Annotated in this window: 21 protein-coding genes; 7 read left to right on the forward strand and 14 right to left on the reverse strand. The window is 58.0% G+C overall.

All coding sequences use genetic code 11. From position 1 onward, the window contains the following. The first annotated feature begins 111 nt into the window (after positions 1–111). Positions 112–1,704, forward strand: a complete 1,593-nt coding sequence (locus RGAI101_RS12715; protein WP_008229077.1) for a GMC family oxidoreductase — start codon at positions 112–114, stop codon at positions 1,702–1,704. A gap of 169 nt (positions 1,705–1,873) precedes the next feature. Next, the gene (gene tspO / locus RGAI101_RS12720; RefSeq protein ID WP_037229531.1) at positions 1,874–2,359 is read left to right on the forward strand and encodes a tryptophan-rich sensory protein TspO; all 486 of its coding nucleotides are present in this window, start codon (positions 1,874–1,876) and stop codon (positions 2,357–2,359) included. A gap of 53 nt (positions 2,360–2,412) precedes the next feature. On the opposite strand, the gene idi is transcribed toward tspO, so the two are convergent. The 3 genes from idi to RGAI101_RS12735 form a co-directional block, all read right to left on the reverse strand. Beyond that, positions 2,413–2,931, reverse strand: a complete 519-nt coding sequence (gene idi / locus RGAI101_RS12725; RefSeq protein ID WP_008225795.1) for an isopentenyl-diphosphate Delta-isomerase — start codon at positions 2,929–2,931, stop codon at positions 2,413–2,415. A 210-nt stretch (positions 2,932–3,141) separates the two neighbouring features. Beyond that, positions 3,142–4,287 carry a CaiB/BaiF CoA transferase family protein gene (locus tag RGAI101_RS12730; protein ID WP_037229534.1) on the reverse strand — a complete coding sequence of 382 codons (1,146 nt, stop codon included), beginning with the start codon at positions 4,285–4,287 and terminating at the stop codon, positions 3,142–3,144. Positions 4,288–4,297: 10 nt separating this feature from the next. After that, entirely contained in the window at positions 4,298–5,071 is a 774-nt protein-coding gene (locus RGAI101_RS12735) for an enoyl-CoA hydratase-related protein (RefSeq protein ID WP_008226723.1), read from the reverse strand. Between the two features lie 141 nt (positions 5,072–5,212). On the opposite strand from RGAI101_RS12735, the gene RGAI101_RS12740 reads away from it, so the two are divergent. Both RGAI101_RS12740 and RGAI101_RS12745 read left to right on the forward strand, forming a co-directional pair. Beyond that, positions 5,213–6,607 carry a DUF2793 domain-containing protein gene (locus tag RGAI101_RS12740; RefSeq protein ID WP_008229298.1) on the forward strand — a complete coding sequence of 465 codons (1,395 nt, stop codon included), beginning with the start codon at positions 5,213–5,215 and terminating at the stop codon, positions 6,605–6,607. 163 nt (positions 6,608–6,770) lie between these two features. Next, positions 6,771–9,221, forward strand: a complete 2,451-nt coding sequence (locus tag RGAI101_RS12745) for a calcium-binding protein (protein ID WP_008225861.1) — start codon at positions 6,771–6,773, stop codon at positions 9,219–9,221. A gap of 53 nt (positions 9,222–9,274) precedes the next feature. On the opposite strand, the gene RGAI101_RS12750 is transcribed toward RGAI101_RS12745, so the two are convergent. The 4 genes from RGAI101_RS12750 to RGAI101_RS12765 are packed head-to-tail and all read right to left on the reverse strand — an operon-like array spanning position 9,275 to position 13,047. Then, on the reverse strand, positions 9,275–10,060 hold the full coding sequence (locus RGAI101_RS12750) for an ABC transporter permease (protein ID WP_037229536.1): 786 nt from the start codon (positions 10,058–10,060) through the stop codon (positions 9,275–9,277). Positions 10,061–10,101: 41 nt separating this feature from the next. Further along, positions 10,102–10,995, reverse strand: coding sequence for a sulfotransferase (locus tag RGAI101_RS12755; protein ID WP_008225480.1), 894 nt, complete (start codon positions 10,993–10,995; stop codon positions 10,102–10,104). A gap of 27 nt (positions 10,996–11,022) precedes the next feature. Beyond that, a complete protein-coding gene (locus RGAI101_RS12760; protein WP_008227307.1) occupies positions 11,023–11,679 on the reverse strand; it encodes an ABC transporter ATP-binding protein in 657 nt (218 codons plus the stop codon). 9 nt (positions 11,680–11,688) lie between these two features. Further along, positions 11,689–13,047, reverse strand: a complete 1,359-nt coding sequence (locus RGAI101_RS12765; protein ID WP_008227111.1) for a capsule polysaccharide transporter — start codon at positions 13,045–13,047, stop codon at positions 11,689–11,691. Positions 13,048–13,131: 84 nt separating this feature from the next. Between RGAI101_RS12765 and RGAI101_RS12770 the strand changes: the two genes are divergently transcribed. Continuing rightward, the gene (locus tag RGAI101_RS12770; protein WP_008225624.1) at positions 13,132–14,052 is read left to right on the forward strand and encodes a glycosyltransferase family 2 protein; all 921 of its coding nucleotides are present in this window, start codon (positions 13,132–13,134) and stop codon (positions 14,050–14,052) included. Between the two features lie 8 nt (positions 14,053–14,060). Here RGAI101_RS12770 and RGAI101_RS12775 read toward each other — a convergent pair whose 3' ends face one another. From RGAI101_RS12775 to RGAI101_RS12785, 3 genes are read right to left on the reverse strand one after another with little or no spacing between them, the layout of a single operon-like run. Continuing rightward, the gene (locus tag RGAI101_RS12775) at positions 14,061–14,822 is read right to left on the reverse strand and encodes a sulfotransferase family 2 domain-containing protein (RefSeq protein ID WP_008226895.1); all 762 of its coding nucleotides are present in this window, start codon (positions 14,820–14,822) and stop codon (positions 14,061–14,063) included. Beyond that, a complete protein-coding gene (locus RGAI101_RS12780) occupies positions 14,819–15,553 on the reverse strand; it encodes a CatB-related O-acetyltransferase (protein WP_037228192.1) in 735 nt (244 codons plus the stop codon). Before RGAI101_RS12780 ends, RGAI101_RS12775 begins: the two co-directional genes overlap by 4 nt. Further along, positions 15,553–18,060, reverse strand: coding sequence for a glycosyltransferase (locus tag RGAI101_RS12785; RefSeq protein ID WP_008226418.1), 2,508 nt, complete (start codon positions 18,058–18,060; stop codon positions 15,553–15,555). The genes RGAI101_RS12780 and RGAI101_RS12785 overlap by 1 nt, the downstream gene beginning before the upstream one ends. Positions 18,061–18,178: 118 nt before the next feature. Here RGAI101_RS12785 and RGAI101_RS12790 point away from each other — a divergent pair, with 118 nt between their 5' ends. Next, on the forward strand, positions 18,179–18,874 hold the full coding sequence (locus RGAI101_RS12790) for an acyltransferase (RefSeq protein ID WP_008224943.1): 696 nt from the start codon (positions 18,179–18,181) through the stop codon (positions 18,872–18,874). Positions 18,875–19,041: 167 nt separating this feature from the next. Here the strand turns inward: RGAI101_RS12790 and RGAI101_RS12795 are convergent, their stop codons facing one another. The 4 genes from RGAI101_RS12795 to RGAI101_RS12805 are packed head-to-tail and all read right to left on the reverse strand — an operon-like array spanning position 19,042 to position 21,882. Further along, entirely contained in the window at positions 19,042–20,058 is a 1,017-nt protein-coding gene (locus RGAI101_RS12795; protein WP_008225298.1) for a zinc-dependent alcohol dehydrogenase family protein, read from the reverse strand. 12 nt (positions 20,059–20,070) lie between these two features. Continuing rightward, positions 20,071–21,204 (reverse strand): MFS transporter, encoded by a 1,134-nt coding sequence (locus RGAI101_RS12800; protein ID WP_198133698.1) that lies wholly within the window; start codon positions 21,202–21,204, stop codon positions 20,071–20,073. Further along, complete coding sequence (locus tag RGAI101_RS22150) at positions 21,186–21,476, reverse strand: MFS transporter (RefSeq protein WP_008228711.1); 291 nt, start codon at positions 21,474–21,476, stop codon at positions 21,186–21,188. The genes RGAI101_RS12800 and RGAI101_RS22150 overlap by 19 nt, the downstream gene beginning before the upstream one ends. Beyond that, positions 21,469–21,882 (reverse strand): (R)-mandelonitrile lyase, encoded by a 414-nt coding sequence (locus RGAI101_RS12805; RefSeq protein WP_037228195.1) that lies wholly within the window; start codon positions 21,880–21,882, stop codon positions 21,469–21,471. The genes RGAI101_RS22150 and RGAI101_RS12805 overlap by 8 nt, the downstream gene beginning before the upstream one ends. 123 nt (positions 21,883–22,005) lie before the next feature. Between RGAI101_RS12805 and RGAI101_RS12810 the strand changes: the two genes are divergently transcribed. Next, positions 22,006–22,905, forward strand: a complete 900-nt coding sequence (locus RGAI101_RS12810) for a LysR family transcriptional regulator (protein WP_008225118.1) — start codon at positions 22,006–22,008, stop codon at positions 22,903–22,905. Positions 22,906–23,147 lie beyond the last annotated feature (242 nt).

Raw genomic sequence — 23,147 nt, forward strand, 5'->3', positions numbered from 1 at the left:
GGTTCTTGCCGTTTTGATTAGGGGAGTCAGCGCTAACGGTCCAGATAAAACTTATTCCGTTGCCCATGGCAGGCCGCACGGTAAGATGCGGCAAAGCGGGGGGAAGACGCAGTGGAATTTGACTATATCATCGTAGGCGGCGGGACGGCGGGTTGCGTGCTGGCCAATCGGCTATCCGCCAATCCCAAGACACGCGTGCTGATGCTTGAGGCGGGGAAAAGCGACAATTACCACTGGGTGCATGTACCGATTGGCTATCTGTACTGCATCGGAAATCCGCGCACCGACTGGATGATGAAAACCGCGGCAGAACCGGGTTTGAACGGACGATCATTAAGTTACCCTAGGGGCAAATTGCTGGGCGGCTGTAGTTCTGTAAACGGCATGATTTACATGCGCGGGCAGGCGGCGGATTACGACGGCTGGCGACAGATGGGCAATACCGGTTGGGGCTGGGACGACGTGCTGCCCTATTTCCTGCAAAGCGAAGACCACCACGACGAAGCCAAGCCGCTGCACCAGTCGGGCGGCGAATGGAAAGTGTCGCCGCAACGTCTCCGTTGGGACATCCTGAAAGCCGTGCAGGAAGGTGCGAAAGAGTTCGGCGTAGAGCCTACGTCGGACTTTAATACAGGTACTAACGAGGGGTCCGGGTTTTTCGAGGTCAACCAGAAGAACGGGGTGCGTTGGAATACCGCCAAGGCGTTTTTGCGCCCGGCGATGAAGCGGCCGAACCTCAAGGTGATGACGCAGGCGCACACCCATCGGATCACACTGGACGGCAAGCGCGCCACCGGCGTTGAATTCGAACACAAAGGTCAAATCGTGCACGCCACCGCGCGGGCCGAGGTGATCCTGGCGGCGGGGGCCATCAACTCTCCGAAGCTGTTGGAACTGTCGGGGATCGGCCAGCCGGACCGGTTGAGCGATCTGGGCGTGACGCCGCTGCACGATCTGCAAGGGGTCGGCGAAAACCTTCAGGACCATCTGCAAATCAGAACGGTGTTCAAGGTGACAGGGGCAAAGACGCTGAACGAAACCGTCAACAGTCTGTGGGGGAAGGCGCGGATCGGGCTGCAATATGCGATGACCCAAAGTGGTCCGCTGTCGATGGCCCCCAGCCAGTTCGGCATGTTCACCAAAAGCGATCCCAGCCTTGAGACACCTGATCTGGAATATCACATCCAGCCGCTGTCGACCGACAAACTGGGCGACCCGTTGCATCCTTTCCCCGCGATCACCGTGTCGGTGTGCAACCTGCGGCCGGATTCTGTTGGTGCGACCCATATCGACAGCACCGACATCAACCGCCAGCCTGACATTCGCCTGAACTACCTCAGCGCCGAACGGGACCGGATGGTCGCCGTGCAATCGATCAAACAGGCGCGGCAATTGATGACGGCCGAGGCGCTTGCGCGATATTCTCCGACCGAGATGCTGCCGGGCGCACACATCGCATCGGACGCGGAATTGCTGCGCGAGGCGGGCAATATCGCGACGACGATTTTCCATCCGGTCGGCACCTGCAAAATGGGGAGTGACGACCGCGCCGTCGTGGATACGCAGTTGCGTGTGCACGGGATGGACGGGTTGCGGGTTGTGGACGCGTCGATCATGCCCAAGATCGTTTCGGGCAATACAGCATCGCCCGTCATCATGATTGCTGAAAAAGCGGCCAAGATGATCTTGGCGCAGGCGCGCTGAACGGGAGCGTTGATCTGTTCTGACGGTCGGCGCTACGGGCGTTGTCTGGCCCGCAATCCGGTCCAGACGGTGCGCGGTCACTGGAAGAAAGCACAATTTTGGTTCAAGCTGCGACTGTCGTGCCAAAAGGTGCGACACGCTGTCTTGAGCTCAGAAAGATCGGATGATCATGGACTATTTGCTATTCGGGATATTTTTGGCCGCATGTCTTGGCGCAGGTGCCACGGGTGCCATGTTTCCAACGGGCAAGTGGTATGAACGGCTGAAAAAGCCTGGCTGGACACCACCCAACTGGATGTTCCCCGTGATGTGGACCAGCATCTATCTGTTGATCGCTTTTGCGGGCGCGCGGGTGGCCGGACTTGAGGGCAGCCAATATGCGATGGCCTTCTGGGCGGCGCAGATTGCATTCAACGCCCTGTGGACGCCGGTCTTTTTCGGATTGCGCAGGCTTAAGGGATCTTTGCCTGTGATGGCGTGTTTGTGGCTTGCGGTGCTGGGGGCGACTGTGACGCATTTCCAGCTGGATTTCTGGGCAGGTCTTGCCTTTGTGCCCTATATGATCTGGGTCACGATTGCGGCCGCGCTTAACTTTACCATTGCGCGGCTGAACCCTCACGAAAAGCCATTGCGCCCCGCCGAGATTGAAGTTTAGCGCGCCTGCGTGGGTTTCGATACGCGCGATGCAAGCTGGTCAGGAACAGGTGATCAGGCGGCAAAGATGCTGTTCATGTGGTCCGCCAGATAGATACGCAGCCAAGGGGTGAAATTCTCTGGCGTGTCGCGGGTCTGGCGGGCAAGCTCTTTCAGATCAACCCAAGCTGTATCCATCACTTCGGCAGGGTTTGCTTCAACAGTGGTAAAGGCAATCGCCTCGGCTGTGTAAATCTCGACCAGTTCATGTTCGATCAGTCCACCGCCGACATCGGCGCGGTATTCGACCTGATCCCGATGATCGAGCCGCAAGCCGGTGATCCCCAGTTCTTCTTCCAGACGCCGCCGGGCACAGGCCAAGGCGGGTTCGTCCCAAAACGGATGGGTGCAGCACGCGTTCGCCCATAGACCGGGCGTGTGGTATTTCCCCAGGGCGCGGCGCTGGATCAGGGTTTCGTTGCCGCGCATCACAAAGACCGAAATCGCCTTGTGGCGCAGGCCGCGCTGATGGACCTCCAGCTTTTCCACGGGGACCAACGACCCGCCGACCCAAGCTGGAATCATCAGGCTCATACCCGGATCACCACAAAAAGGCCTGTCAGATGTGCCAAATTCTTGATCCCCATTTTGATATGCTTCAAAGGCCGTGATAGCCCGGCGCTTTGTTCGATTAAGACTCGAATGTTAGACGATGTACATCCACATCGTGGCAAAGTGATGTAAATCTTTCAAGGCGTTCGTTGCGGCAGATTGAGGCCGTGCTTGCGCCCCAAGATATCCCGCTCAGGAAACTCCGCCTTGGGCGAGCGTATCCTGAATCTGTGCCTCTGAATAGCCAAGCTGCGCGAGGATTTCGCGCGTATGCGTTTGCCCATCCGCCATTTCCGGCGGGGTCGTCGCAATCGTTGAATAGCGCGGCGCGGGGGCAGGTTGTTTCACGCCGCCTGCGGTCAAGAACGCCTCTCGGGCGCGGTTGTGCGGATGCTCGGGCGCATCGGTCAGGGACAGGACCGGCGCATAGCAGGCGTCAGTTCCCACCATCACGGCATCCCATTCATCGCGGGTCTTAAGGGCGATCACACGGGCCAACCTGTCGCGCATGTCATCCCACTTTGCGCTGTGGTTCTGCGGCTGCATGGCCGGATCATCCGCAAGGCCCGTCAGCTCGAGCATCTTGGCGTAAAATTGCGGCTCTATCGGGCCAAGAGAGATGAACTTGCCGTCGCGCGTTTCATAGACGTCATAGAAATGCGCGCCCGTGTCCAGCATGTTGACCCCGCGTTCGTCCTGCCACCAGCCCTGGCCGTGAAAGCTGTAGATCATAGACATAAGCAGGGCGCTACCGTCTGTCATCGCCGCGTCGATCACCGTGCCGTCGCCACCGCGCTGGACATGCAAAAGCGCTGAAACCATACCAAAGGCCAACATCATCGCGCCACCGCCGAAATCCCCCATCATGTTGATCGGAGGGGTCGGTTTTTCGCCCTTGCGGCCAAACGCATGCAGCGCACCGCTCAGCGCGATGTAGTTGATGTCATGCCCGGCCATCGGAGCATAAGGGCCGGTCTGGCCCCAACCGGTCATGCGCCCGTAAACCAGCTTGGGGTTCAGGGCCAGCATGTCATCGGGACCAAGCCCCAGCCGTTCCATCACACCGGGTCGGAACCCTTCGACAAGGCCATGGGCGGTGGCGACCAGATCGCGCAGAACCGCCTTGCCGCTGGCGGATTTCATATCAATGGCGATGCGTTTGCGCGACCGCAGCAGGATATCGGTGGCGGTGTCGCTTTCGGGACCGCCTTGGGTGCCGCCGGGACGTTCGATGCGGATCACCTCGGCCCCGTGATCGGCCAGCATCATGCAGGCAAAAGGGCCGGGGCCGAGGCCTGCGAATTCGATGATGCGCAAACCGTGAAGGGGACCGGACATGGGCATGCTCCTATTCGAATTTGGATTTGCGTTTTTCCAGAAATGCAGCAACGCCTTCGGCGAAATGGGGGTGTTTCCCCGCCGAAGCCTGGGCATCGCGTTCTTCGGAGAGCTGGTCGTCAAAGCTGGTGTCGCCCGCAATCCACAAAAGTTTCCGCATCAGACCAAGCGCATGGGTAGGACCGTTGGCCAGCCGTTCCGCGAACTGTTGCGCGGTGGGCATCACGGCGTCATCTTCGACCACACGGGTGACCATGCCCCATTCATGCGCCTGCTGCGCGGATAGTTTTTCGCCCAAAAGCGCGAGTTCCGCAGCGCGTACCCGCCCGACATTGCGCACCAGCATCCAGGTTGCACCTCCGTCAGGAACAAGACCGATGTGGCAAAACGCTTCAAGAAAGTAACTGCTTTTGCCTGCAATGATAATGTCACCCGCCATCGCGATCGAAGCGCCGATCCCGGCCGCAGGGCCGGAGATTGCGGTAATCAGGGGCACCTCAAGATTTCGGATCGTAAGCATTAACGGGTTGTAGGCCAGATCAAGGGATGATCCCGCATCGATATCTCCGGGCTGTGAATCGGTTTGCCCTTGCAGGTTCGCACCAGAACAAAAAGCGCGGTCCGATCCGGTCAGGATGATGACACGGCTGGTTTTTTCAACCTCCATCAGCGTGGCGGCCAGTGATTTCGCAAGCTGCGGCGTCAGCGCGTTCAGCGTCTTTGGATCATTCAGCGCAATGGTCGTTATTCCGCCGGTCGTTTCGATTTTCAACCCGTCTGTCATGGTGTCCCCCCGTTTGGCCGCAGGAAAGCACCGATTGAAGGGATAGGCAAACGCCAGATTGGCGCGCGGTGCCCTAACAGGTGATTAACCGGTTTGGCGCAGCTTCGGGACTTGCAACTGCCCAAGCCACGGAGCCCGCTCATGACTGATACTTCGCCCATCCTTGCGATGCCCTATATCCAGCCGTCACAGGCGCAGAAACACGTCACCCATAACGAGGCGCTTAGCCTGCTTGATGTGATCGTTCAGCTTGCCGTGGAATCCGCCGTTCTTGCCACACCTCCGGCCACGGCGGTCGAAGGGGACAGGTACATTGTCGCAGCAAACGGGCAGGCTGCATGGGCCGGACATGATCACCGGATCGCAACCTTCGTAAGCGGGGCCTGGATGTTCACGGCACCCAAGACCGGGTGGGTTGCGCAGGTGGTGGATAGCGGTGCCGAGGTTGTCTTTGATGGCACGGTCTGGGCTGCGCGGTCGCTGAGCAATCTGCCGGGGGTGGGGATCGGGGCCAGCTATGACGGGTATAACCGGCTGGTTGTATCCTCGGATGCTGTGCTGCTGAACAACGCAGGCGCGGGCCATCAGCTGAAGATCAACAAGGCATCGGCGGGGGACACGGCAAGCCTGCTGTTCCAAACCGGTTATGGCGGGCGCGCCGAGATGGGGACGGCTGGGACCGACGACTTTTCGCTCAAGGTCAGTGCAGATGGATCAAGCTGGACAGAGGCGCTGCGGGTTGATGCGGCATCGGGCCGTGTCACCGTTGGGGTGTCCGGATGGCGCGAGATGCTGACCGCGCCGCGCAGTTATTTCGTGGATCAAGTGTTGGGGGATGACACCGCTGGTGGTCTGACCACCGGCACGGGTGCGTTTGCCACGCTGGCAAGGGCGGTTGCAGCAGTCGAGGGGATTGATAGCGGCGGCCATGACATCACGATCCAGCTGGCGGACGGGACTTATACGTCATCCGTGGCTGTTGCGTTCAAGATGGCGCTTGTCGGCGGCGGACGGTTGATTTTGCAAGGGAATGTGTCTGACCCGGATCTGGTCACCGTCGAGGCGCTGGAAGAGGTTTTGATTATCGGCGCGGGTGATGTCAGCGTGCGGGGCCTCCGCTTGCAAAATGCAAGCGCCACTGCGGCGGCGGTAACCGTCACGGCGCAGGGGGCGCTGACGCTTGATCAGGTTTCGTTTGGTCCGGCGGGTGGGCATATCGACATCAACGGCGGAGTGCTGCGGTTTGAGGGGGGGTATTCGATCGATGACGGTGCCACCTATCACATGCGGCTTGCCGACGGCGGGCGCTTTGACGGCAATGCGCAGACTGTGACGTTGAACGGGGTACCGGCTTTTGGCGATGCCTTCGTGGTTTGTGGTGACGTCAGTCTGGCGCGGATGGCCGGGCAAAGCTTTGTCGGGACGGCCACGGGAAAACGCTATGCCGTGTCTGCCAATGCCGTGATCCAGAGTGGCGGCGTCGTTCTGCCCGGCGATGTGGCGGGCACCGTACAAACGGGCGGTCAGTTCATCTGAGGATTGCGTAACGTTTTGCGAGAATTGTAAGCAAGCTTCACCAAGTTGCCACAAAATTGACTGCCCGGAAAACCACTCGGGCAGCACTATCATCCCCGGTGGCAATACGGGGTTGGTACGGATGGAGTTCGATCATTTAACGACGTTGGCAGGACGGTCAGACATGTTCCTGACCGGTGTGACGGATATGGTCGTTGCAGAAACGTCTCAGGGCCAAGTCCTTTATACCACGTCCCGGTTCGGGGGCGGGGATCTTCTTGCCTACCGCATCGGGGGGGATGGTGGCCTGACCTTGTTGGACAGCCGTGCCATGTCCGGCGAGGCGCAGGCCGGTAGCACGAACAAGCTGACGCTGGTTGATAATGAGCTGTTTCTGACCGGGGTGCAGAATGCAGCGCTGACCAAGATAGTGCTGGGGGCGGATGGCCGGTTTGGCGCTGTTTCCGCCGTGACCGGTGCGCCGATGCCGTCGCAAATGCTGACCACCGAAACCGTCGTGGTGAATGGCCAAAGCTTTCTATACGGGATCACGCGCGGATCTGACGAGGTCGGCGTTTGGCGGGTGAACGACGACGATTCGGTCACGCTGGTCGAAGGCGGCATGGCTGGTACGTCTTCCGAGGCGGCATTCACAGGGATGTCAGTCGCACAAGTGGGCGGCAAGCCTTTCTTGCTGGTCTCTTCCGCGGCTGATGACGCGCTAATTTGCATGTCATTGAATTCGAGCGGTCTGCCGCGTCAAGTATCAAGGATTTCCGCCGCAGACGGCGTTGGCATCGCCACGCCCACCGCAACCGCTTTCGTCGAACTCGGAGGGGAGGCTTTCGGCATTTTAGCATCCTCGGACAGCGGGACGCTGAGCGTGGTCAGATTGGGTGCAGACGGGTCAATGGTCTTGACCGACCATGTGATGGATACGCAGGATACCCGATTTGATGGCGTTCACGTGATGGAGACCGCCAGCCACAGCGGACGTGCGTATCTGGCCGTTGCCGGTGCTGATGATGGCGTGTCTGTGTTCGAGTTGTTCGACGGGGGGCGTCTTTCGCATCTGACGACGATCGCTGATGGTGTGGGTACCACGCTGGATGGCGTTTCCGCGCTTAGCCTCACGGTTCAGAATGGTTTTTTGCACCTTGCCGTGGCGTCGAGCGTCGAATCCGGGCTTAGCGTGTTCACTGTTGATATCTCTGCCCGCGTTGCGGCAACCACTGGCACTGACAGTGCGGATGTGCTGGCGGGGGATGCCAGTGATGATCATCTGCTGGGTGGGGCGGGCAACGACACGCTTTCGGGCAATGGGGGTGATGATATTCTGTCCGATGGGGCCGGGTCCGATCTTTTGATCGGCGGCGCTGGGCGAGACAGATTTATCTTTGGCGGCGATGGTGCGGTCGATACGATCGGGGATTTCGATATCACCCAAGACAGCATCGATCTGTCCGGTTGGGCGTTTTTGCGTAGCAATTCACAGATCACCTATCAGGGGACAAGCGACGGTGCCCAGTTGTCTTTTGGGTCGGAAACTCTGATCATCAAAACCGCCAATGGCCAATCCCTTAGTGCAGACCAGATTGCGTCGCTTGAACTGGTGGGGCAATCGCGTTTCATGCCCGATTGGGTGCTGCCGGACCAGCCCGATACGGACACGGCACCGGGGGTCCCGATGCCCTTGAACCTGATCGGCACCCCTGGGTCTGATACGCTGACAGGGGACAACGCGGATGACATCATCGAAGGTCGGGCCGCGAACGACGTGCTGTCGGGCATGGGAGGCGACGATACCATCTTCGGTGAAGATGGAAACGACGCGGCGTACGGCAATGCGGGCAGTGACGTGATTGAAGGGGGGCGCGGGGACGATGCCATCTGGGGTGGCATCGGCTGGGATACGCTGCGGGGAAACGACGGCCATGACAAACTGGTCGGCGGCGATGGTTTCGATGCGATCGGCGGCGGGGACGGAAATGACGTGCTGTCCGGGAATAATGGCGCAGACAGGCTTTATGGCGACAACGGCAATGACAAACTGGTCGGCGGGCTGAACTCGGACAGCCTTTGGGGGGGCGCGGATCAAGACACGCTCGAGGGCAGTGCCGGGTCTGATAACCTGTATGGCGGTGCCGGAAACGACCAACTTTTTGGCAATGCCGGGGCAGATATTCTTGAGGGCGAAGCTGGCCATGACCGGCTGTCCGGCGGCATCAATAATGACACGATTGACGGAGGATCAGGCGACGACACGCTACAGGGTGACAATGGGTCCGATGTCCTGAAAGGCGGCGACGGCGACGATCTGCTGAAAGGCAACGCAGGCCATGATGACCTCGATGGCGGTCGCGGAAATGATGTCTTGTCTGGCGGGTTCGGGGTCGACCGGTTTACCTATGGTTCCGGTCAGGATCGCATCATCGATTTTCAAAACGAGATTGACACTTTGGTATTGGATTCAGCCCTTTGGGGTGGCGGGGCACTCAGTGTAAGCCAACTGGCGACCTACGTGACCCAGACCACTGGCGGGTCAATCTCTTTAGATTTTGGTAATGGGAATATTTTAGAACTCTCAGGTGTGGAGACAGTGAACGTCCTGAACGGAGATGTGGAGTTCGTATGAATAATTTCAAAGGGATAGACCGTGAAAACCTGGGGAAATGGCAGACTTGCCCCTCAAAGCTCCAGGATGTCCCGGTGATATCTGCGCAGGAACAATAGACCCAACAGCCCAGATCCGGCGGCTATGGAATAAACGTAAATCGGCATGGCATAGGCGGCGTCATAGCTGTGATAAAATCCGGCGCGCAATAAGCCCACGATATGAACAAGCGGATTATACCAAAGCCAGCTCCGGTATGGCTCTGGTATGCTTTCCAGCGTAAAGATCACGGCAGACACCAGTAAAAGCGGTCGTGTCAGGATACTGTAGACGCGCTGCCAGATCGGGAACATCGACATCAAAAAGCAGTTGAATGTTCCGATGCCCAGCCCCAAGGCCCCGGCCATCGCCAGTGCAGACAAGATTTTTCCGGCTTCAAATGTTGTTCGGGTGTCGAAGATCAAAATGATACCAACAAGAACGATTGCACCAACAAGAAGTTGAGTCAAAAAATTCAGAAAAAAGCGGCTCAAAATGGCGTCAACAAAGGTGACCCGCGGATAGGCCAGCAGTTGTTTGGAATAGTTGATTGCCTGCGCTGTCTTTGAGCTGAGATCGCTGAACATCAAGAACGGCAAAAGGCCGGTAGCATAGAACATCGGGAAATTTGTGCCTAGCAATGGGCTGCGAAATCCAACCGAAAAGATTGCCGACAATAGCGCAATGCCTAATACGGGCTCTGCCAAGGCCCAAAGATACCCCCCCGGTGATCGACCATAGCTGGCGGTCATTTCTCGTAAAATGAGGGCTGATAACGTCCGCATCGTACCAAAGCGCACGGGTCTTTTGACCGTGCGCATCCGGTGTGCCGGGCGCGTGTCTGGATGCCGCGTTGGGCCCATCATGTCGCGGATAGGGCAGGGATGATGTCGCCGGCCCAACCTGCGGGAACAGCTCCACCAAAACGGTCAGCGATGAAGTCATATTGGGGGGCAAAAGCGCGTCGAAAGGCAGTGCGAAGATCGGCAGGCAGGGTTGCCGTCAGGCCAGGGTTGCTGCGAGTTTCCGGCTCTATCTCAATCCGAGGGATATCCAGAAAATTGAAGAGTTTGGCCATCGTCTCAGCCTGAAACAGGGTCTCGTAAAACAGGTACTGTATCCTATCGGTCGGGATCGCAGCCTCAAGCTCTGTCATGGTGCGCCGATAATCCGCACGCTCGATCCTGCTCAAGCGGTTGCTGTTAATCAAATGCCTGGCCCGTGTTTCGCAGGCCTCTTGAAAGCTTTCGGGCGGGGTGCCGGCGACTTTCACGGCCATCCGGATCTGCGACCACATCCGGTCAATTGGATCCCGAAGGATGAACAGGAACTTTGCTGAACCGATTTGCCCCATTTCTTCAAAGACTTTGCGGTCCAGGATCGCATAGGCCGGAGTAATATCGCAGACAATTTTCTGGTTTCGGTAGTGTTCCAAGAGATAGTCCAGATATGGCCCATGATCGCCAGCGTCGCCGGTGTAGATCGACAAAAGCGATGTCATTTCCTGCAAATGCCCCAAGGTCGCCCTGTTGCGCGGTCCCGTCTCAGCAGCAAGGCGCTGGGACAGATTGCGTGCCGCACCGATACGCAGGTCCAGCACTTGCTGCGCCTTTCCAGACAGCACATCAAAATAATGCAGTTCCTTGTTGCGCGAAAAATGAACATGCGGGCTTTGCCGCAAAGCGTGATAAAGCCATGTCGTACCCGCCTTTTGGGCACCGATGCAGAAAACCATTCTGGCGTTTTCCGGAAACATACAGGGGGTCTTTCGAAAAATGACGGGTCATGTTTTCATGTTGTAGCTGTGGCGTTCTATCGCTTCGTTAATATCGTCAAAATAATCGAGCTTGCCGTTCTCAAGCACAGCACCTGCAGTACACATTTCGCGGATCATCCCGATGGAATGGCTCACGAAAATTGAACCTGCGCGCGACATGCGATCAGTAAAAACCTGCTTGCTTTTGCGCTTGAACGAGGCGTCGCCAACGGCTGTAATCTCGTCGATCAGATAGGTGTCAAACGCCAGCCCCATAGAGACGCCAAATGCCAGACGCGACCGCATCCCGGATGAATAGGATCGGATCGGCAGGTGGAAATGGCTGCCAAGTTCCGCGAAATCATCGACATAGGCCGTAAGCGCGTCGGTATTTGCCCCGTAAATCCGGGCCACAAAGCGCGTGTTCTGCGCGCCCGTCATATCCGGGTGAAACGATCCGGCAAACCCGACGGGAAAAGAGATTTGACCATCGGACAGAATGTCACCCGAGGTGGGATCGGCGGTGCCTGCGATCATTTTCAACAAAGTGGATTTGCCCGCACCATTGCGCCCCAACAGACCAACGGACACCCGGCTGGGAAACAGCGCAGTGATGTCATCAGCCACAACTTTGCGACGCCCGTGCAGACGGAAGGTTTTGGTAAGGTTGCGTAAAGCGATCATGGCGCTTTCTTAGCGCCGATCTCTTAACGAATAGCCAATCATGACCAAAATCGACCAGATCAGAAAGCTGAACAGCGCGATCAACCCCATGGTGACAGGCCGGTTCGGATAGATCGAGGTTTCTGCCAACGTCGGGCTGACATGGGCGGCCAGATACCGTGTCTGGCGGCGCGATTCTGCCACAGCGGAATCATAGGCTGCCAGTGCCGCGGTATAGGATTGTTCGGCAAATTGCCGGTCCACCGTGAGGCTTTCGAATTCACCAACCAGATCGGCAAACCGGTCGTCGTGGGTACCGCTGGCGCTGCCAATGCCAAGCTTGCCGCGCTCTTGTTGTAACCGCGCTTCGATAACCTCGCGTCGGCGTTCCGCCTGTCTCATCCTTGGGTCTTTTTCGGTGCTGGTCTGGCGCAGCATATCAAGGTCGATCAGGGTTTCGGCCAATTGCATTTCCAGCGATGACAGCAGCCCGGTCTGTATCTGCAATGTGGAATCAGGTGACACAATCTGGTTTTTATTGCGAAACGTGGTCACGTCGGCGCGTGCAACCTTCAGTCGTTGAACGGCGGTCTCAAGCTCCTCTCGGGCATGTCTTGTGGCGTCTTCCCGGGCGATATCCGACAGCCTGTTAATCATGCGTGAACTTTCGTCATACACCATGCGCGCGATGTTCTGCGCGTCTTGGGGGGCAAATGCTTGTACCTCAAGCTCAAGCAGACCGGTGCTGTTGTCATTGTAAACGGTGACCATCCGCGCCCAATAGTCGGTCAGGTCTTCGATGGCACCGGGGGGATCATAGCTGAAGATCGGGTCAATGTCTGGGTCCGCCTTGGCCCACAGGCTGCGCAGATCGAGGGCGTTATCGACAGTGCGGACCAGCTCTTGGCTTTGAATAAACTTGTAGAGGATATCTTCGTCTGATGAACCGGAGCCGGACAGCTCTGCAACGCCGCCCAAAAGCTCGACAGCCGAACTTATCTCCTCGGTTCTGACAGAAAAGCCTGCGACAGAGACATAGCGGTCTGCCGCACGTTCCCAAAGATACCATGCAGCGGCCAGATTTGTACCCAGTACCCCCAGCAAGAAGCTGAGGAAAACGATCCGATGACGCAGTTTGATCCGGGCGCGGCGCACTGGCGGGGCCACGGGCCTCAGTGTGGGTGAAGGGGTGCCGATGTGCTGGGCATTTGCCGCCGCCTCCCGCGCCTTGGTCTTTGCCAAAAGCGCATGTTTCTTGGCCAAGCGTTGATCTTCGATCCTGGCCAACGCCTCTTCTCGTTCGCGGATTTTCAAGGCTTTGCGGCTGTCATGCAAAACCTTTTGATCTGCCAGCGGAGGCAATTTGTGAAGCGAGGTCGTGCGCGCCATGTCCTATCCCCGATCACTGAATGTTAAGCGGGCTGTGGTCTTGTGCATCGCGTAATCATCCTGATCCGTACTGGTGAAAAACCTATGCTGCCTCATGTTCATATTTTGATGTGTACCAAAGACGGTGGTGCCTTCCTCTCTGCGCAACTGCAATCGATCCTGACGCAAACTCACAAGGACTGGAGCCTTTGGATAAGTGATGACGGGTCGACGGATCAGACAGTGCCCGAGATCGAACGTTTCATCGCGGCCCACCCGCGGCGCGATATCCGATTGCTTCAAGGGCCGCGAAAAGGGTGCGCGCAGAACTTCATGTCGTTGTTGGCACACCCCGGTCTGGACGGCGCGTGGGTTGCTTTCGCCGATCAGGATGACATCTGGATGCCGCACAAACTGGGCCGGGCCGTCGATATGATCTGGCGCGGCACGGGGGCGCAAATCTATGCCAGTCGGAGCGTGTATACCGACAGCCAGCTGAATGTGATTGGCATGTCGCCGCGGTATCAAAGGCCGTTCGAATTTGGCAACGCGCTTGTACAAAATGTGCTGAACGGGAACACGATCGTCATTCCGCCAAGGATCACGGATTTCTTGCGCAGCACGGTTGGTTTTTCGGTTCAGGCCAATGTGCCGTTTCATGATTGGTGGGTGTACCAGATGGTGACCGGCGCAGGGTTTGATGTGATCCATGACGCAAAGCCGGGGGTTTTTTACCGCCAACACGAAAACAACATCTTGGGTGCCCGGCGTATCAATGTCTTGCATCGCGCAATGTTGTTGCTGCGGCGCATCTATGTGGAGTGGGTAGACCGGAATGTCGCCATGCTGAACGAGCTCGCTCCGGTTCTGAACAGGTCTAGCCGACGGTTGCTGTTCGACTTTGTCGATTGGCGCTCGCAGGCAACGCCAATTCTGCGCGCCCCCCCCCAGTCTATCGGCGTTTATCGGCAAAGCGCGTCTGGTGATCTGGCACTGCGGGCGATGGGCTGGATGGGCGGGCTGTGATCGACGGCTCATGGCATCAGGCCGTTTTTAACCAGGTTAGCTATCAGCTCGACATCCAAAGCGGCAAAATCTGCAAGTCTTTGACGATTGCCGTCGCTTTCAAACCGCTCAAGCAATGATGGCCATCGTTTGGTGTGTCTTGAACCGGGTCCTGCGTTAATGCGGGTGCTGGTCAGGGCAGCTTTTTGACCTGTGAGCTGATGCAGATCATCCTCTAGGGCGTTCAGGTTTTCGATGCCATAAATGCGATCCACCACCCGAGCGCCGGCATAGGCTTGGTTGAGGATTTCTGATGAGGAAAGCGTGACCAATTCGGCAGCACCGCGAATTTTTCGGGTCGCGAAATAAGTGCAGTAAAAATTGTCGTAGTGGTCCAGAACAAAGCGTTGCCAGTCCTTGGTTCCGCCAAAAAAATAATCGTCGGCTGAACAATGTCGGATTTTACTTAGGCCCGTGTTTTCGGGAAGGGTCAGATCGCTTTCCGACAAGGCCAAGGATTTGTGATGCAGGTAGAAATAAAAGGACGCAATCCTTTCGAATGGATCCCGCAAAATAGTGAACACAAAGCGATTGTCGCCAATATCATCCAACCTGTCCCAGTCCAAATGCCCCGAATAAAGGCGATAGCCTGCGGGAAACTGCCCATCGCTTGGGGCCTGCGTGTGCACGCGCACGGGCGAAGTGGTTTCGGCACCCACTATTCGGGACAGTTCCGAATGGACGGTTTGTCCTGCCGTTTTGGGGATGTGCAGAAAGACGATTTTCTTCATCCCGGCACCCCCTCCCGCAGGTCGATTTTTGCGGGCGTATAGGGGGATATGTCACCGATCATCTCGTAGATTCCCTTGCAGAAATCAGCGGGATTCGACGGATCAAGGTGATCCATCTGCCAGGGTGCGAACTGCCACCACTGACTGCGCAGCATCGGGGTGATCAGGCTGGGCGGAAGGCGCATTTTCTTGATCACGGCAGGATTTCCCGCAACCACCGCAAAAGCCGGCACATCACGCGTGACCACAGCATGTGCACCCACGATCGCCCCGTCGCCAATGGTCACACCCGCGGCAATATAGGCTCCATGACCAATCCAGACATCATTCCCGATGGTCGTTATCTTTACTTTTGTCGGCGGGCCGGTGAAATTGAATTTGTAGTTATGGTAATGCTCTGCCGCATCAAAAGTTTCGCCAAGGTCAAACAGCCGGTCGCCAAGGTAAAAGGCCGGGCTGGTCGACGCCCAGGTCGTCGGGTGGTTCTGCCTGCCGATTTGCGTCGTTTCTCCGAATGAACAATATCGTCCGATGCGCGCAGCAAAGCAGTATCCTGAAACCTGATAGGAAAATGCACCAAGCTCCAGCGAATGTTCATATTGGGTCCACTTCAAGCTGCCAGGCGCTTCCAAGACGGTGTGTCTCGGGAGGCTTATCGTTGATCCGCCCCTGTTCAGAACTTCGACGCCGGCAGCGCGCAGTGATTTCAACGGGACTGGTATTTGGGGCATCAGGCGGCTCGCTTGGCGTGTTTGAGGTGCAGGGCAAAATGCTCGCGCAGGTTTTGGCCAAGATCATCGGTTCTGGCGAAGGGGATCGTGAAGCCGTTTTCAGCTTGGGCGACGGCGTCACCCTGGGCACCAAGTGCGAAGGCATGAACAGGTAGACCCGTCGCAAGCGCTTCATGTGTGGTGAAGGAAAACGTTTCCGGCCAAATCGACGGAATAAGCCAATCGGTGACCCCGTAGCGCGCCGCGATCTGCGTGAGATCCGAGATTTTGTAGGCCCCGTGCACCGGGACGGAGGGCGGTATCGGAAAGTTCATGTCGAAATGACCCACAATCGCGAGGCCGATGTCGTTGGCCTCAAGGTATCGGGCCAAGCCATTGATCAGACCCGCCCCTTTTTGCCGACCGATATCCCCCAATACCCCGATCACGCGTCTTGCATGGACGGGCTCCGATGACAGGCGGGGCACAGACTGCAAGATTTGATGAGGTTTCAGCGCGATTTTTTCACTTGCTTGCGGATAGGCGCGGGCAACGATCTCGGCGCTGTTTCTTGAGAATACGACGACATCCTTCGCACTCTCGATCAGCCCGCCCCAATGGTCTTGCCACATTTTCAAGGTCACCGTTTCGGCGGCTCTCTTCACCTGATGTGCCGGATTATCATTCAGGGTCGGATGCGGCACGCCGTCAAATTGGCCCTGATCGTCAAGCAGCGTATAGGACGGGGAAATCGCGAAATAGTCGTGGAATAGCACTTCGATGGCATGTCGGCCCCCTTCGCTGAGGCCAATAAGAGCGGCGGGAAGCGTGGCAGGGTTGCTGTCGCCGACACCGCAGGAATAGATGATGCGCCGCCGCGAAATCGGGGACAGCATCTTGTGGATATATGACAGGTCATCGGTGCGCCCGCAGATGATGCCATCGGGTATCACAAGTTCGATCTGCCAGCGTTTTGCCCCGCCCACCCGCAAGATTACAGCCGAACGCCCAAGGGCATGGTGTCGTCTTGCGATCCTGTCTTGCAAATAGGCTTCGGCACCGCCGCCCATGCTGTGCGCCAGATAGATCGAAACCGGATAGGCCTCCTGCGCGCCGACCCAGGCCAGGGCAAGGGCAAGGCGGGTCGAACGCAGGGGGTCTGCGCTTACGAACCGTTGGACTTCGCTATCATATGCTGGATAGCGCCTGGTGATTTTCCGATTGTTTGCCGCGATCAACTGTTTCTTTTCGGTTGAACCAAAGCTTTGACCGCCGCGGTGTTCGACAAATAGGTTTGTGGCGCAGATGTGCCTGCCACCAAGGGCGCGGGCCCGTTGGCACCAGTCGACCTCTTCGCCATAGCCACGCCCGAAAGCCGGGTCCAGGCGCGGCAGTTTGCGTAGGTATTCCAGATTGATCGCCATGCAAAACCCGACGCCCGTGGGCGCAGATACACGCTCTGCCCGTGGATTAAGCCGGCGCGCGGTCGCGTCGATCTGATCCGCCTGTCGCGGGTCAAGCGGTTGCGGGGCGCAGACAAGAGGGGCGGTAAAAATCTCGGCGTCATTCGACATGGGGGTCACTGTGGCGACGTCTTTTTCTGCCATCATCGGTGCAACCAGTCGGCTGGCCCACCCCGCGGGGACCAGCGCATCGGAATTCATCAAGACGACAAGTTCGCCCCAAGGCAGTGCTTTTTCAAAGCCACGATTGACGGAGTGGATAAACCCCAGATTCTCGGCGTTTTTCAGCAGAATGACCGTATCGGGATGTTGTTTTTTCCACTGTTCAAGAAAGGGGCGCACCCGCAGGTCGGTCGAACAATCTTCGATCAGGATCAACCGCCAGGCAAGATCGGTGTGTTGCACGACACGCGTCAGCGCCTCTTGCAAAAGGTCAAAAGCATTGAACACGGGCATGACGATCGTGATGCCGGTTTGCGGTTTTTCCAAGTCTGAAGTCAGCCGGAAAAGATCGGGATCGAGCTCTTGCGCTTGGGGCAATGCGGTAAGCTGCAGGCCCTGTTTGATCCGGGCACGATACCGTGGATTGCGCGTGATCAGCCACCCCATACAGGCAGGCAGGAAGATCAGCATCGAAAGGAGAAACCGCAAGATGATCCGAAGCTGGACATGCCGGATATTCGTCAGCGGCAAAGGCATGGCAATCGTTCTGGCCGGGCTCTTGGCATCATGGAATTCAACGCCAAAACGTGACATTTCGCGCAAGCCAACGGGCCCAAGAGGAAGGACAAGGTCAAACCCCAGGTCCGGATCAAGGCCATGCGCCTGTGCGACGTCACTGCGGCGCAAGTCCGCCTTGGTGGTCGCCTTGATCCCGTTCATGTGCAAAACGACAGTCTCTGCCAAGGTCCAACCGGCCACGCGGATATGCCCGTTGGACAGCGACACGACGTCAATTGCGCCGACCATCTGGCCATCGGCGGCAATAATCCCTTGCGGCTTTCCGCGCGCTTTCAAATGCGCGGCAGCGTAGCGGGCAAAAAGAGCGGTGAGCTGTTTATACAAAATAAGTCATTTCGATTCTAAGTTCTTTAGATTGAATTTCAGATCAGCACGCATGTGCTTAAGGAGGCGTTAAATTGGTCCATTCACGGGTTTCTTCCCTGCCAAAGGGGGGGCATGGATGCCAAAGGATGGGATGAACCCGATTGAGGTCGCTGACCTTGGTGTGAACAACCAGATCGATATCGATCCAACCGTCGCTGCCGGGCGCGGATTTCAAATCTGTGTGCATGGCCGCAATAACCATCTGACAATCGGCGCTGATACGGTTCTGGGCGGCGGGATGATCGAACTGCGCAATCATGATAGTTCGATCACCATCGGGTCGAACTGCAATTTGACGGGCACGCTGCGGTGTCGCGCCGTGAACAGCCACATTCGTATCGGCAGGCATACGACGATGATGGGTGCCCACATCACCCTGCACGAAGCTGGCATGATCACGCTGGGAGAGGATTGCATGCTGTCGGGTGACATCGCGATGGACGTAAGCGATATGCACTCGATCCTGGACAGGGAAACCGGTGAACGGTTGAACATGCCACGCGATATTTTGATCGGCGACCACGTCTGGCTTGCACAAGGGGTGCGGGTCATGAAGGGCGCGCGGATCGGTCAGGACGTGATCGTAGGCAGTCGCGCGATGGTCCTGGGCACCATTCCAGCCTTTTCGCTGGTTGTCGGTACGCCCGCGCGGGTTGTGCGCAGTGGAGTCACATGGGACCGGCGGCGTCTACAGCCCGCCCTAGATCCAATAGAGCCTGTTGAAAATGTCATACAGTCCGCAAGCGCCACTGAAAGTCGCAGCGAAAGTTGAAAGGGACCATTCTTGAGATGCAGGTTCGGCCTATGGTTGGCGCGTATCTTTTTCCCGCTCTTGAACGCGTAAAAACCAACAAGGACGCAGGAACGAAACCGGTTGATCTGCTGAAATACGGATTGCCGGCTGCACTCACCGGGTTGATCCGGTGAGTGCATTGGCGTTCAGACCCGAAGCAGGGTCTTGATCGCGCGCCGTTCGTCCATCGCCCTGTAGCCTTCAGCGACTTGATCAAGCGGCAGTTCAAGATCAAAGACTTTGCCGGGCTCGATCTCGGCTTTCAGAACCCGGTCCATCAGGTCGGGCAGGTAGCGCCGCACAGGGGCGGGTCCGCCAAACAGCCGTTTCTGCTGAAAAAACAGGCCCTCTCCCGTAAACGTCACTTCGTGCGGTACGCCGACAAAGCCGACCGATCCACCCGGGCGACACACGCCCATCGCCTGATCCATCGACTGTTGCAGGCCGACGCATTCCAGCACTGCATCCGCGCCGATGCCATTCGTGATCTCGAGCACTTCGCTGATGCCCTCATCACCGCGGGTCTCGACGATATGGGTCGCGCCGTATTCCAGGGCGAGCTTCTGACGCGCGGGGTGGCGTGACATGGCGATGATGCGTTCGGCCCCGCGCAGTTTCGCGGACAGCACGCCCATCAGGCCCACGGCACCGTCGCCCACGACCACCGCCGTCGACCCTTCTTTCACGCCGGCCGCTTCGGCAGCATAGTACCCCGTTCCAAGCACATCCGAGACAGCCAGCATATGCGGGATCTGTTCTGCGGTCGGCATGTCTTGTGTGGCAAGCAAGGTGCCGTCAGCCAGGGGAACGCGGGCAAAGGGAGCCTGCGCGCCAGTCATGAATTCGCGCTGCTCGCAGGACGACGGGAAACCGAACTGGCAATGCGGACAGGTGTTGTCGGAAAGCACGAAGGAACCGACGACAAACTGACCGGGACGGACGGTTTTCACGTCAGGGCCGACCTCGATCACGATGCCGCAGTATTCGTGCCCCATGTGCATGGGCGCATCAAAGGGGGCTGCGCTGCGGTAGGGCCAAAGATCCGAGCCGCAGATACAGGTGGCCGAGAGTTGAATGATCGCGTCGGTCGGTTTGAGAATTTTCGGGTCATCGACGGTCTCGAAACGGACGTCGCCGGGACCATGCATCACTGTCGCTTTCATTGGGGTTTCCTTTCAGGGAGTGGAGGAGGAGAGCGCCGAGCGCGCGCGGCGTTCGGCGGGTTGGATAAAGAGCAGCGTCAGGACAAGACCGATGGCGCATAAGAAGCTTGCGCTGTAGAACACGGCACCGATCTGCTGGGGTAGCGAGCCAGTCGGAGACGTGGGCGTGGCCGCAGCTGCAAATACCACGACAAAGATGCCAAGGCCGATCGATCCACCAAGTTGGTGCGCTACGTTGACGAGGCCGGAAGCCGCGCCGTGGTCCTTTTCGGGCACGCGGTAGACGCCAAAGCTGGTGAGCGGGGCAAGCGCGCCGCCGTTGCCAACTCCAATCACCGCCATCGGCAGTGCAAGGTCAGACCAGTAACTGGCCTGCGGGCCTGCGGATGCCAGCCAGAACAGTCCTGCCGCCATCGCCAGAAAGGCGACGGCCAGTACCGGTGCGCTGCCGGTCCGGGCCGTGATGCGCGGGAGGGCCAGCGCCACCATAAAGGTCACGACAGTCATGGGCAGAAACCCCAATCCGGCCTGCACCGGGGTGTAGCCAAGCACGTCCTGCATCAACTGGGTGCCGAAATAGAAAAACGCCACGGCGGGTCCGATGAACAACATTCTGCTGACATAGGCCGAACTGCGCGTGGCATCCCGGAACAGGCTGAGGGGCAAAAGGGGGGCCTTGGCAGTGGCTTCGTAGCGAATGAACGCCAGGAGCAGCAGACCTGCGCAAGCGAGAGAGGCAAGCGTGCCCGCGTCATCCCAGCCGTGATCCGCAGAGCGCACGATGCCATAGACCAGCGCGACCATGCCCAGCGTTGATGTGATCGCGCCAAACAGATCAAGCGGCGCGGTTTGCCGCGTGCTTTCGGGGATCACGCGGCCTGCCAAAAGCCACAGAACGATGCCGATCGGCACATTTATCAAGAATCCGATGCGCCAGCTCAGAAGCCCGGCGAAGATACCGCCCAAGACCAACCCAAGGCTGGCCCCGGCCCCGGCGACCATTGAATACCATGCAAGAGCCCGGGATCGGTCATCTCCTTCGGCAAAGGTGGCCGCAAGGATCGACAGTACGGAAGGGGCAAGGATCGCGGCCCCCACCCCCTGCACGGCGCGCGCACCAATCAGCGCTAAGGGTGAGACCGCCACACCGACGCCACAGTAAAGAACGCGATACCTGTTCGTAGCATCCGTCTGCGCCCAACCAGATCGCCAAGACGCGCCGCCAGAAGGAGGATACCTCCAAAGCTCAGGAGGTAAGTGTTATGCACCCAGGAAAGCGCGACGGGATCAAGGCCCATCGTCTCTCCGATCTCCGGAAGGCCGGTAAAAATGATCGACAGGTCAAGAGCGATCATCAGATATGCCGTCAGGATCAGGGCCAGAACAGCACCGGGACGGGAGGGCGCGCGGTCAGTCACTCTGGCCCGCCCCGCCAAGATAATCGGCGTCGGACACATGTTCCATCCAGTCCACGGGAGAGCCGTTTTCAGCTTCCTGGACGGCGACGTGGCTCATGGCCTTGTCCGCCGAGGCACCGTGCCAGTGTTTCTCGTTCGGCTCGAACCATACGGTGTCGCCTGCGCGAATGGTCTGGCGGGGTTGGCCATCGACCTGCATCCAGCCTACGCCTGACAGGACCAGCAAAAGCTGGCCTTTGGGGTGGGTGTGCCATGCCGTGCGTGCGCTCGGGTCGAAGGTTACTATGCCCGCTGCGCCCTGTGCGGGTGCCGGCATGGTGAACAACCCATCGATACGGACCTGCCCCGTAAAAGTGGCCTCGGGACCTGTCGCAGAGGGGCTGTTGGTTGCTGGGATATGTTTCATCTCAAATCCTTTCTGATGCACGGTGGCGCATCTTTCGGATCAGGAGATAGAGCCGCAAACTATTCTCGATAAGATAAGAAAGGGTTATAGCGTTTATATCCATATTTCATGAATGGAGCCGTGATGACACTTCGCCGCGATGATCTTTCCGACCTGATGGCGTTTCTGGCCGTTGCAGAAGAACGCAGCTTTACCCGCGCCGCTGCCCGGCTTGGTACGTCTCAAAGTGCGCTTAGCCACGTGGTGCGGCGACTGGAAGAGCGGCTGGACATGCGTCTTCTTACGCGCACCACGCGGAATGTGGCCCCGACGGATATCGGGGAGCAATTGATCGAGACCCTGAGGCCTGCGTTCAATGGTATTGAAGAACGGCTTACCCAACTTGATGCGCTGCGGTCCGAGCCGAGCGGCACGATCCGCATCAATGCCCCCAGATGGGCAGCGCAAAAACTGATCCTGCCTGCGGTATCCTCACTGATGAAGGCGCACGCCAATCTAAGCGTCGAAGTGGAAGTCGATCAACGCATGGTCGATATCGTACGCGACGGATTTGATGCGGGTGTCCGTTTGGGCGAGGAGGTTGAAAAGGACATGATCGCGGTGCGGATCGGTCCCGATATACGCATGATTGTGGTCGGCAGCCCCGATTATTTTGCGCGCTGCGGTACACCCCAGACCCCGCATGATCTCACCGACCATGACTGCAACAACTTGCGATTTCCGACGCTTGGAGGTCTATATACATGGGAGTTCGAGCGCGACGGACGCGAGCTTAACGTCCGCGTGGAAGGCCAGTTCATCTCGAATGACCCCGAATCCTTGATCGCGGCGGCAATTGCCGGTGTCGGACTGACCTGCCTGCCAAGCGATCATCTGGATGACCATGTCAGCAGCGGTCAACTTGTGGCGTGCCTGACCGACTGGTGCCCGCCGTTCCTTGGCTATCACCTCTATTATCCCAGCCGAAGACAGGCTTTGCCCGCATTCAGGGTCCTCACGAAAGCCCTTCGATATCGCGGGTGAGGGGCGCTCTAACGTCATTCGTCAAGGACGGTTTGCAAAGCAACCTGAATCCTTGCGCGGACAGCACATGGAAGTGGTCGGGTGTCGATCTGCCGACGTCTTCCCCTGTTTCGGTATTACTTTCGCCCTGGTGAAGGCATGTCGAACGCAACTTATGACAAGTGTAGACAATATGTATTATACAAGTTTGTGTAAGTCAGAACAGATCCGGTTGCCTTCAGGCGCGCAGAATCCAAGCCCAT

Origin of the sequence: Roseobacter sp. GAI101 (assembly GCF_000156335.1) — a bacterium.
Taxonomy (GTDB): domain Bacteria; phylum Pseudomonadota; class Alphaproteobacteria; order Rhodobacterales; family Rhodobacteraceae; genus Sulfitobacter.